Annotated in this window: 11 protein-coding genes; 8 read left to right on the top strand and 3 right to left on the bottom strand. The window is 73.4% G+C overall.

What is annotated here, in order from left to right:
* Both E1200_RS08475 and E1200_RS08470 read left to right on the top strand, forming a co-directional pair.
* Positions 1-386 (top strand): alpha-glucosidase C-terminal domain-containing protein (locus tag E1200_RS08475; RefSeq protein WP_207933242.1); only part of this gene is annotated, 386 nt, incomplete at its 5' end.
* Positions 383-1,831, top strand: a complete 1,449-nt coding sequence (locus E1200_RS08470) for an aminoglycoside phosphotransferase (protein WP_347813205.1) — start codon at positions 383-385, stop codon at positions 1,829-1,831. The genes E1200_RS08475 and E1200_RS08470, both read left to right, overlap by 4 nt.
* A gap of 54 nt (positions 1,832-1,885) precedes the next feature.
* On the opposite strand, the gene E1200_RS08465 is transcribed toward E1200_RS08470, so the two are convergent.
* Positions 1,886-2,644 (bottom strand): GntR family transcriptional regulator, encoded by a 759-nt coding sequence (locus tag E1200_RS08465; RefSeq protein WP_131951254.1) that lies wholly within the window; start codon positions 2,642-2,644, stop codon positions 1,886-1,888.
* Between the two features lie 210 nt (positions 2,645-2,854).
* Between E1200_RS08465 and E1200_RS08460 the strand changes: the two genes are divergently transcribed.
* The 3 genes from E1200_RS08460 (at position 2,855) to E1200_RS08450 (ending at position 6,054) form a co-directional block, all read left to right on the top strand.
* Positions 2,855-3,073 (top strand): hypothetical protein, encoded by a 219-nt coding sequence (locus E1200_RS08460; protein WP_131951253.1) that lies wholly within the window; start codon positions 2,855-2,857, stop codon positions 3,071-3,073.
* Between the two features lie 362 nt (positions 3,074-3,435).
* Positions 3,436-5,664 (top strand): 1,4-alpha-glucan branching protein GlgB, encoded by a 2,229-nt coding sequence (gene glgB, locus E1200_RS08455; protein ID WP_131951252.1) that lies wholly within the window; start codon positions 3,436-3,438, stop codon positions 5,662-5,664.
* Between the two features lie 9 nt (positions 5,665-5,673).
* Positions 5,674-6,054: an ACT domain-containing protein gene (locus tag E1200_RS08450; RefSeq protein ID WP_131951251.1), complete on the top strand. Its 381-nt coding sequence runs from the start codon at positions 5,674-5,676 to the stop codon at positions 6,052-6,054.
* A 16-nt stretch (positions 6,055-6,070) separates the two neighbouring features.
* Here E1200_RS08450 and E1200_RS08445 read toward each other — a convergent pair whose 3' ends face one another.
* Entirely contained in the window at positions 6,071-6,928 is an 858-nt protein-coding gene (locus tag E1200_RS08445) for an NUDIX domain-containing protein (protein ID WP_131951250.1), read from the bottom strand.
* Positions 6,929-7,067: 139 nt separating this feature from the next.
* Between E1200_RS08445 and E1200_RS08440 the strand changes: the two genes are divergently transcribed.
* From E1200_RS08440 to E1200_RS08430, 3 genes are all read left to right on the top strand, one after another.
* Positions 7,068-7,556, top strand: coding sequence for a PaaI family thioesterase (locus E1200_RS08440; protein WP_243708414.1), 489 nt, complete (start codon positions 7,068-7,070; stop codon positions 7,554-7,556).
* A gap of 71 nt (positions 7,557-7,627) precedes the next feature.
* Complete coding sequence (gene sppA / locus E1200_RS08435) at positions 7,628-9,331, top strand: signal peptide peptidase SppA (protein ID WP_131951249.1); 1,704 nt, start codon at positions 7,628-7,630, stop codon at positions 9,329-9,331.
* Complete coding sequence (locus E1200_RS08430; protein WP_131951248.1) at positions 9,316-9,804, top strand: flavin reductase family protein; 489 nt, start codon at positions 9,316-9,318, stop codon at positions 9,802-9,804. The genes sppA and E1200_RS08430 overlap by 16 nt, the downstream gene beginning before the upstream one ends.
* Here the strand turns inward: E1200_RS08430 and hutI are convergent.
* Entirely contained in the window at positions 9,782-10,978 is a 1,197-nt protein-coding gene (hutI, locus tag E1200_RS08425; RefSeq protein ID WP_131951247.1) for an imidazolonepropionase, read from the bottom strand. The two genes, E1200_RS08430 and hutI, sit on opposite strands and share 23 nt — an antisense overlap.
* Positions 10,979-11,005: the final 27 nt, after the last annotated feature.

Genomic DNA, 11,005 nt, shown 5'->3' with positions numbered 1-11,005 from the left:
ACCCCGGCTCCCTGCTGCACTGGACCCGCAAAATGATCGAGATCCGGCAGCGCCACCCCGTCTTCGGCGTCGGCTCCTACGTCGAACTGTCCGCCTCCAACCCCTCCGTCCTCGCCTTCACCCGCGAAATGGCGAACGGCGAGGGCAACCAGTGGGGCGGCGTCGACACGATCCTCTGCGTGAACAACCTGTCGCGGTTCCCCCAGCCGGTCGAGCTGGACCTGCGGCGCTTCCGCGGCTCCGCCCCGATCGAGTGCATGGGCGGCGTCCAGTTCCCGCCCATCGGCGAGCTGCCCTACCTGCTGACCCTCCCCGGACACGGCTTCTACTGGTTCCTGCTGCCGCCCCCGCCCGAGGACCACGACCGGGGAGAAGGGGTGAGGTGACCGTGCCGCCGCCCGACCACTCCCTCGTCCGGCTTCTCGCCGGCTGGCTGCCCGGCCAGCGGTGGTTCGGCGGCAAGGACGGCCCCATCGACGAGCTGTCCATCGGCACCGCCACCGAGCTGCGCACCGGCGACCCCGCGCTGCACCACCTGGTCCTGGACGTCCGGCAGAACGGCGCCACCGACCACTACCAGCTCCTCCTCGGCGTCCGCCGCGACCTGCCCGACCGGCTGGAGCCGAGCCTCATCGGCCGGCTGACCGGCGAGGACGGGATCACCGAGCACGTCTACGACGCCGTCCACGACCCGGAGCTCACCCGGTCGCTGCTGACGTACATGGCGAACGAGACGCTGGTCGGGCCGCTGCGGTTCCGCCGCGCGCCCGGCACCGGCATCCGCACGGACTTGGACGGCGCGCCCCTCGGGGCCGAGCAGAGCAACACCTCGCTGATCTTCGGCGACGGCTACATCTGCAAGCTGTTCCGCCGCCTGGCCCCCGGCGTCAACCCGGACCTGGAGGTCAACCTGGCGCTGTCCCGCGAGGGCTGCGACCACATTCCCGCCGTGCACGGCTGGATCGAGCTGGAGCCCGGCTCCGGCACCGGGCTGGACGCGGCCGGGGACGAGCCCGCCACGCTGGCGCTGCTGTCGGAGTACCTGCGCACCGCGACCGACGGCTGGCAGCTCGCGCTCACCAGCGTCCGCGACTGGTTCGCCCAGCCCGCCCCGCACGGCCCGCCGGTCGTCTTCACCGCGGCCGACGCCGCCGCGGCGGGCGGCGACTTCGGCGCGGAGGCCGAGCGGCTCGGCGCCGCGACCGCGCAGGTGCACCGCGACCTGGCCGCCGCGTTCGGGGTGACGCACGCGCCCGCCACGGTGCTGCGCGACGCGGTGTTCGCGATGAACGAGCAGCTCGACCAGGTCAGCGCCGCCGTGCCCGAACTGCGCCCGTACGCCCCCGCGATCCGCGCGGTCTTCGACGAGGTCGCCGCGGAGGCCGCGCCGCTGCCCGTCCAGCGCGTCCACGGCGACTACCACCTCGGCCAGGTCCTGCGCACCGAGGCCGGGTGGGTGCTGCTCGACTTCGAGGGCGAGCCCGCGCGCACGCCCGCCGAGCGCCGGGCGCCCGCGCACCCGCTGCGGGACGTCGCCGGGATGCTGCGCTCGTTCGAGTACGCGGCCCGGTTCCTGCTCGCCCGGGAGGGCGAGGTTCCGCCGGACGCGGCGGAGGCGCTGGAGGTGCGCGCCCAGGCGTGGGCGGAGCGCAACCGGGCCGCGTTCTGCGCCGGCTACGCCGCGGCCGGCGGGCCCGACCCGGCCGGGCACGCGGCGCTGGTGCGGGCCTTCGAGTTCGACAAGGCCGTCTACGAGATCCGCTACGAGGCGCGCAACCGCCCTTCGTGGCTGCCCGTCCCGCTGCGGTCCCTCGCCCGCCTGGCGGGCTGAGCCGCCCGTGGTGGCAGGCCGTGGCGGCAGGCCGCGCCGGACGGGTGCGGGCCGTCACAGGTCGATGGCGTAGTCCAGGACGACGCGGTCGGCGGGCAGCACGATCTCGCGGCAGACCTCCAGCACGGCGGCGCGCGACAGCAGCCGGCGGGTGATGGCGAGGACCGGGACCCCGCCGGTCATCCGGAGCGTCTCGGCCTCCTCCGGGGTCGGCATGCGGGAGCGGACGGCCTCCTCGACCCGGGTCGGCGGGTGCCCGAGGTAGGCCAGCTGCGCGAGCGTCCCGCCGGGCCACGGCTCGCGCGCCGGGTCGGCCACAGGGGTGCCGCCGACCAGGTCCCACGGCAGGTAGTTGACGGAGATCTGCTGCGGCTCGTCGCGGGCGTGGAAGACGAACCGGCGGCGCAGCAGCTCCACGCCGGTCGGCAGCTCGAACAGCGCGCCGAGCTCGTCGTCGGCCCGCACCCGGGTGAACTCCCGGTCCAGCCGGTACTCCTCCCAGGAGATCCGCTGGTCGCGGGTGAAGGTCGTCTCGGGGACGGCCATGGGCCGCGTCACCGCCCGGTAGCGGTCCATCGCGACCCGGCGGGCGGGCGGGACGACCCGGACGAGGGTGCCGCCGCCGCGGCGCGTCTCGACCAGTCCCTCGCCGCGGAGCAGCGCGACGGCCTGCCGGACGACGATCTCGGAGACGCCGTGGGCCGCGCACAGCTCCGCGATGGTCGGCAGCCGGGTCCCCGGCGGGAGGCTGCCGTCCCGGATGCCCTCCCGCAGCGTGTCGGCGATGCGCAGGTAGGCGGGTCGGTCCGGCACCGGCGTCACCTCCCCTTCTTCCGGACGCGCCGTCCAGCCGTTCGACCCGCTGTTCGACGCGGCGTTCGATCGTGGCTCGCCCTCCCTGCCTTCCATGCCGTCCGCACGCTATCCGCGGGGGCATGGTCCGCTTACGGACAGCTTGACACCTCTCGGTACGAGTAAGACTTTTGTATACAGAAGAGCGGCCTCGGGGAAAGGACGACCTTGATGGGCGACTTCGACGATCTGAAGGCGGCCATCGAGGGGGAGTTCCCGGGCTGGCAGGTGTGGCGCAGCGACGCCGGGCGCTGGTACGCGACCCGCAGCGGCGATCTGAGCGACGCGCAACTCGCGGCGGGATACGCGATGACGGTGGCCGCCGACGACTCGGCGGGGCTGCGCCGGCTGCTGCTCGACCAGGCGCGCGGGGAGCGCGGAGGCCCGTGAGGGGCATGGCCGGGGAGGGGCGCGGCCCGGTCCGCGAGCGGGGGCGGACCGGGCCGGGTCACACCGGTACGGAAGGTACCTGTGTCGCTGAGGTGACACAGGAATGGAGCCCTGGGCGGTGGGGTCGGTGTCACCGCAGGGGCCAGGCGGACGTGACCGCACGGACGGCGCATTCGGCGCGACCCCCGACGAAGAGTCGCGCCGTCCGTGCGGTCGCCCTCCCCCGGACATCGGCGGCTGCCGTCCCCCGGACCTCGGGAAACGTCAAGCTCCCGGAAACAGGTGCGCCCGCGACGTGAGACCCGCCGATCTCGGGGCACCCCTACTGGGGTAAATCTCAGTGAACGGGAGGCCATGACGTCATGGCACGGGTGACGCGCGCGGAGATCGACCGGCTCGTCGGCGGCGACCACCACGATCCGCACGGCGTCCTCGGGGCGCATCCGGGCCGGGACGGGGTGACGGTCCGGGCGCTGCGGCCGCTCGCGGTGAAGGTCGAGGTCGTGCTGCCCGGCGGCGAACGGCATCCGCTCCGGCACCAGCACCAGGGGGTGTTCACCGGGACGCTGCCGAGCGGCACCTCGCTGGCCGGCGGGGCCGCGGACGAGGCGCCGCTCGCCGTCCCCGACTACCGGCTCGCCGTCACCTACGGGGACGGCGTCGAGACCGTCCAGGACGATCCGTACCGGCACCTGCCCACGCTCGGCGACCTCGACCTGCACCTGATCAGCGAGGGGCGGCACGAGGAGCTGTGGCAGGCGCTCGGCGCGCGGGTCCGCAGCTACGCCTCCGCGTTCGGCACCGTGCACGGGACGGGTTTCGCGGTATGGGCGCCCACCGCCCGCGGCGTCCGCGTCGTGGGCGACTTCAACCACTGGGACGGCCGCGCGTACCCGATGCGGTCGCTCGGCTCCACCGGCGTCTGGGAGCTGTTCATCCCCGGCGTGGGCGACGGCATGTGCTACAAGTACGAGATCCTCGGCGCGGACGGCGTCTGGCGCACCAAGGCCGACCCGATGGCCCGGTTCACGGAGCATCCCCCCGCGACGGCGTCCCGCATCTTCACCTCGTCCTACGAGTGGGGCGACGGCCAGTGGATGGACGGCCGCAAGGACCGCGACTGGCTGCACGAGCCCATGAGCGCGTACGAGGTGCATCTCGGGTCGTGGCGCCCCGGCCTCGGGTACCGGGAACTGGCCGAAGAGCTCACCGCGTACGTCAAGGAGATGGGCTTCACGCACGTCGAGCTGCTCCCGGTCGCCGAGCACCCGTACGGCCCCTCCTGGGGCTACCAGGTGACGTCGTACTACGCGCCGACATCCCGGTTCGGGAACCCCGACGACTTCCGCTACCTGGTGGACCGGCTCCACCAGGCCGGCATCGGCGTCCTGATGGACTGGGTGCCCGCCCACTTCCCCAAGGACGAGTGGGCGCTGGCCCGCTTCGACGGCACCGCCCTGTACGAGCACGACGACCCGGCGCGCGGCGAGCACCCCGACTGGGGGACGCTCGTGTTCAACTTCGGCCGCGCCGAGGTCCGCAACTTCCTGGTGGCCAACGCGTCGTACTGGCTGGAGGAGTTCCACATCGACGGGCTGCGCGTGGACGCGGTCGCCTCGATGCTGTACCTCGACTACTCGCGCAACGAGGGCGAGTGGACGCCCAACATCTACGGCGGCCGCGAGAACCTGGAGGCCATCTCGTTCCTCCAGGAGATGAACGCGACCGTCTACAAGCGCAACCCCGGCGTCGTGACGATCGCCGAGGAGTCGACGGCGTGGCCGGGCGTGACCCGGCCGACCCACCTCGGCGGGCTCGGGTTCGGGTTCAAGTGGAACATGGGCTGGATGCACGACACGCTGGAGTACCTGCGCCACGAGCCCGTGTTCCGGCACTACCACCACAACGAGATCACGTTCTCGCTGGTGTACGCGTTCTCGGAGAACTACGTCCTGCCGCTGTCGCACGACGAGGTCGTCCACGGCAAGGGGTCGCTGCTGAGCAAGATGCCGGGCGACTCCTGGCAGCAGTTCGCCGGGCTGCGCGCCCTGCTCGCCTACATGTGGTCGCACCCCGGCAAGCAGCTCCTCTTCATGGGGCAGGAGTTCGGGCAGGGCGCCGAATGGGCGGAGGAGCGCCCGCTCGACTGGTGGCTGCTGGAGAACGCCGCCGAGGGCGCCGACCACGTGGGGCTGCAGAAGCTCGTCCGGGAGCTGAACCGCGCCTACCAGGCCGAGCCCGCGCTGTGGACGCGCGACAGCGACCACGAGGGGTTCCGCTGGATCGACGGCAACGACGCGGGCGGCAACACCCTGTCGTACCTGCGCTACGGCACCGGCGAGCAGGGCGAGGAGCCCGTGCTGGCGTGCGTCGTCAACTTCTCGGGGAACCCGCACGAGGACTACCGGCTGGGCCTGCCCCGCGAGGGCGCCTGGCGGGAGGTCGTCAACACCGACGCCTACGAGTACGGCGGCAGCGGCGTCGGAAACCTCGGACGGGTCGAGGCGACGGCCGAGCCGTGGCACGGCCTGCCCGCCTCGGCGGTGATGCGGGTCCCGCCCATGGGCGCGGTGTGGCTCGTCCCTGAATAGTCTGGCGGGATGACCGAAGGCTTTCCGCGGGCGGTCGCTCAGCGGCTGCACGTCGTCCCCGGCCGGTTCACGGTGGAGCACCTGCCGCATGCCACGTTCCCGGAGGACGACGACTGGATCGCGCTGATCCGCGCCCCCGAGGGGCTCACCGTCGTCCGGGACGCGCCCTCGTTCGCCGAGGCGGAGGTCTGGGCCGGCTTCTACGGCGACGGCGACCGCGGTCCGCGCGTGCCGGGCACCCCGGCCGAGATCGTGGGGCCGCTCGCGGAGGCGGAGATCCCCCTCTTCGTGGCGTCCACCTATCACGCGGACCTGGTCCTCGTGCCCGACCACAGGCTCAAGGAGGCGGCCGGCGTCCTCCGGGACGCCGGTCACCGCGTGGAGATGTGAGACCGCCGCAGGAGGGCTAGAGGCGGTCGAGGAGCCAGCGCGGGCCGATGACGGAGGCTCCGGCCTCCTCGCAGCGCCCGCGCAGCTCCCGGTCGGCGGTCACCACCAGGTGGGCGGTGTCGGGCCCCGCGTCCCGGACGAGGTCGACGATGCGGTCGTCGCCGCTGCCGGGGGCCGCCTCGACCCGCACCCCGTCGGCCTGCCGGTCGGCGACGCCTCGCGCCGCGCCCTCCACCACCAGGACGACCTCGGGGAAGCAGCGGTCGAACTCGACGAGGCCGCCGGGCATGCCGCGCACGCCCGCGTTCAGCGCCTTGAGGTCGTCGCGGAGCCGCGCGTTCGCGCCGGCGCGGTCCTTCCACCAGCCGTCGGCGCGGGCCCCGACGACGTTCGCCGCGTCCACGACGAGGGTGACGCCCTTCATCGCCTCGCGCAGCCGCGGCCACGACCGCTCGAACGGCTCGAACAGCTTGCGGCCGGTGACGTCCTCGGCGCGCACCCACTCGGCGCGGCGCGTCTCCCTGGACGCGGGGCCGACCTCGGGCAGCTCCTGCAGCGACCCGAGCACGGAGGTGAACGCCCAGCCGCCGTGGTCCTCGACGCTCGTGCCGTGGACCTTCACCACGCCGGTGTCGAGCGTGCACTCCTCGGCGGTCTCGCGCAGCGCGCCCGTCACGGGGTCCTCGTGGCTGTGCAGGGCGCCGCCGAACATCCCCCAGGTGCCGCCGCCGAGCCCCCACCACGCGCGCTGCTGGAGGAGCACCCACACCTGGCCGCCGGCGTCGCGGTGGTAGGGCAGCATGCCCGCCGCGCCGAACCGTCCCCAGTGCGTGTGCCCCTGCCCGCAGCCCGCCCAGCCGTCGCCGTCTCCCATGCGTCCGACGATAGCCGCCCGGCCGTCCCGGCAGCGCGCGTCACGCCGCCCGCGGCGCCGGCGGCCGTGATGAACGGCACAGCCCCGCGCACCCGAAACCGAATAAGATTCTAAGAATTGCCCTGATCAAGGAGTGCACGTGAGCGTCGAGGCCAGCCCGGAGGCCCTGCAGGAGGCCGCCGACATGTGGACCACGCTGTCGGGAGTGGAGTTCATCCGGGCGATGCGCGACAAGCGGCTCCCGGAGATCTCCGACATCAGCGACTACATCGGGCAGGTCGTCACGGACGCCGAACCCGGCCGGATCGAGATCTCCTGGACGCCCGCCGAGAAGCTCTGCAACCCGGGCGGCATCGTCCACGGCGGCTACATCGCGATGATCCTCGACAACGCGGTCTGCCTCGCGGCGAGCAGCACGTGCGACCGCTTCCTGCCGATGCTCACGCTGAACCTCAACATCGACTACCTGCGCGGCGTCCGGTCCGGTGAGACCTACACGGTGACCGGGACGTGCGTGCACCCCGGCGGCACCCGCATGGTCAGCAACGCGGTGCTCGCCGAGGCGGGCGGCCGCCCGCTGGCGCAGGCGTCGGCGAGCGTCATCCCCAACAAGGCGTTCACGCGCTGACAAGCGTTCACGCGCTGACAAGGCGGTCGCGCGCGGAGGGGCGCCGCGGGCGAGCGCATAGGCTTGGCCCCATGGTGGATCCAGGCACAGTCGTCACCCTCATCAAACAGGCCCGCGACCGGCGGACGGCACCGCTGATCCTCGAACTGGACCTCACCGAGGGCATCGTGGAGACCGCGCCGGCCGACCCGCTCTCGGCGCTGCTGTCCATGCGCCGGACGCACCTGCGGGACGTCCTGGACGGCCTGCGCCGCGCCCGCTCCGACAGCCGCGTCCGCGCGCTCGTGGTCAAGGTCGGCGGCGGCATCGGGCTGGCGCTCGTCCAGGAGCTCCGCGACGCCGTGCGGGAGCTCCGGGAGGCGGGCAAGCTCACCGTCGCGTGGGCCGAGACGTACGGGGAGAGCGGCCGCGGGACCGTCCCCTACTACCTGGCCACCGCCTTCGACAAGGTCTACCTCCAGCCGACCGGCGAGGTCGGCCTGGTCGGCATGGCGCTGGAGGAGCCGTTCTTCGCGGGCGCCCTGGAGAAGGCCGGCGTGGAGCCCCGGTTCGCCCAGCGGCACGAGTACAAGACCATGGCGAACACGTTCACGCGCACGACCTACACGCCGGAGCACGAGGAGTCGTCGCGGCGGCTCGTCGCCTCGCTGACCGAGCAGATCACCGCGGCCGTCGCCGAGGGCCGCGGCCTCCCGGAGGACAAGGTCCGCGACCTGATGAACCGCGGCCCGCTGCTGTCCGGGGAGGCGCTGCAGGAGAACCTCGTCGACCGCCTCGCCTACCGCGACGAGGTGTACGCCGACCTGCGCGAGGAGTTCGGCGAGCAGGCCCAGCTCCGGTACGTCGCCCGCTACAACCGCGCGCACGGCCTGGCGGGCCGGCTTCCGCAGCCCGGCAGGCAGGAGGCCGTCGCGCTGATCGAGGGGCACGGCCCGATCCGGCTCGGCCGCAGCGGCCGCGGCGGCCCGCTGCCCGGCTCCGGGCCCGCGATGGGCTCCGACACGATCGGCGCGGCGTTCCGCGCCGCGGTGAAGGACGACGCCGTCAAGGCGATCGTCTTCCGGGTCAACAGCCCCGGCGGTTCCGCCGTCGCGTCCGACGCGATCTGGCGCGAGGTGGTCCTCGCACAGCGCGCCGGCAAGCCCGTGATCGTGTCGATGGGCAACGTCGCCGCGTCCGGCGGCTACTACGTCGCGATGGGCGCCGACACGATCGTCGCGCAGCCCGGGACGCTCACCGGCTCGATCGGCGTCGTCACCGGCAAGGCGGTGCTGAACGGACTTCTCGACCGCGTCGGCATCACCTTCGGCAGCGTCGCGGACGGTGACCACGCCCGCATGTCCAGCTCCACGAAGGACTTCAGCGAGTCCGAGTGGGAGCGCGTCAACGCCTCGCTCGACAAGATCTACGACGACTTCACCTCGCGGGTCGCGGACGGGCGCGGGATGTCCCGCGAACGCGTCCACGAGCTGGCCCGCGGCCGGGTCTGGACCGGCGCCGACGCCGCCGGGAACGGCCTCGTCGACGAGCTGGGCGGCATCGATTCCGCGCTCGCCCTGGCCCGCAAGAAGGCCGGTCTCGCCGCCGACGCGCCGATCCGCGTGTTCCCCCAGTCGTCCCCGCTGGAGCGCTTCCGCCCGCCGGAGTCCAGCGAGGACCGCACCGCAGCCGCGGCCCGCTTCGACGGCTGGGGCTCGCTGGGCGGCCTCGCCGCCCGCCTCGGGCTGCCCGCGGCCGGCCCGCTCACGCTGCCCGGCACGTGGGAGATCCGCTGACCACCGGGTTCGCCGAGGCGGTCGCGGCCTTCGCGACGGGCGTGGTCGTGCTGACCGTCCGCGACGGCCGCGACGACCTCGGCACCACGGTCACGGCGTTCATGTCGGTGTCCCTGGAGCCGCCGACGGTGCTGGCCAGTGTGACGACGTCGTCCTATCTGACAGAGGTGCTGAACCGGCAGGACCGCTGGGCTGCGACCGTGCTCGCGTCGGGCCAGCGCGCGCTGGCGGGGCGCTTCGCGGCGGAGGGCCGCCCCAGCGCCCGCATCCTCCTCGCGAGCGAACCGCACCACCGGGGCGAGCACTCCGAGGCCCTCATCCCCGAATCCGGGCTTGCCGCCATGGAGTGCGAGACACGCCAGCGGGTCGAAACCGGTGACCACACGCTCTTCATCGCGGAGGTCCTCGCGACGGACTACGTGGCCCGCGACCAGACGCCCCTGGTAAGGGTCAACCGCCGCTACCTGACCTGAACTCCCGCACGACCTGAACGCCCGCACGCCAGACGGCGAACGTCTGCGGCACGCCGGGCCGGTAGGCCAGGTGAGTGTGGGACGGGGCGTCCAGCACGTGGACGTCGGCGCGGGCACCGGGCGTCAGGTGCCCGACGTCGGTACGGCGCAGGGCCTTCGCGCCGCCCGCCGTCGCCGACCAGACGGCCTCGGCGGGCGTCATGTTCATGTCGCGGACGGCGACGGCGATGCAGAACGCCATGCTGGAGCTGTAGCAGGAGCCCGGGTTGCAGTCCGTGGCGAGGGCGACGGTGGCGCCCGCGTCCAGGAGGCGGCGGGCGTCCGGGTAGGGCTGCCGCGTGGAGAACTCGACACCGGGCAGAAGGGTCGCGACCGTCTGTGAGGACGCGAGGGCGTCGACGTCCGCATCGCTGAGGAACGTGCAGTGGTCGGCGGACGCGGCGTCCAGTTCGACGGCGAGCTGCACGGCCGGCCCTTGGGTGAGCTGGTTCGCGTGCATGCGCGGAGCCAGACCCGCCTTGATGCCGGCCTGCAGCACCTCACGGGCCTGGTCGGCGTCGAACGCACCCTCCTCGCAGAAGACATCGACCCAACGGGCGTGGGGTGCGCACGCGGCCAGCATGTCGGTGGAGGCCAGACGCGTGTAGGCGGCGGTGTCGCCCTGGTACTCGGCTGGGACGACATGGGCACCGAGGTAGGTGACCTCGTCCGTCACCTCCGCGGCGATGCGGACGGCGCGCTCCTCCTGCTCGACGGTGAGCCCGTAGCCCGACTTGCACTCGACGGTCGTCGTGCCCTGGCGCGCCATCTCGGCGAGCAGCCGGCGGATGTTCGCGCGGAGGTCGTCGTCGGACGCGGCCCGGGTGCGTTCGACGGTCGTGCGGATGCCGCCCGCGGCGTACGGCCGGCCGCTCATCCGGGCCGCGAACTCCTCGGCGCGCTCACCGGCGAAGACGAGGTGGGCGTGGGAGTCGACGAAGCCGGGCAGCACGGCGCGCCCCCCGGCGTCGAAAGGGACGTCGGCGGCCGGTGCCCGCGCGGCGGGCCCCGTCCAGGCGACCCGGCCATCCTCGATGACCAGCGCGGCGTCCCGGATGACGCCCAGTCCGGATCGGTCCGGATCGTTGGTGACGAGTTCCCCGATGTTCGCGATGAGAGTGCTCTCGGTGCTCACCCGGGCAGGATCTCACGCCCCCCGGCG

The sequence above is a fragment of the Actinomadura sp. GC306 genome, assembly GCF_004348665.1.
Taxonomy (GTDB): Bacteria; Actinomycetota; Actinomycetes; order Streptosporangiales; family Streptosporangiaceae; genus Spirillospora.
The sequence above is the reverse complement of the archived record's forward strand: the minus strand, read 5'-3'. Positions and strand labels throughout refer to the sequence as shown.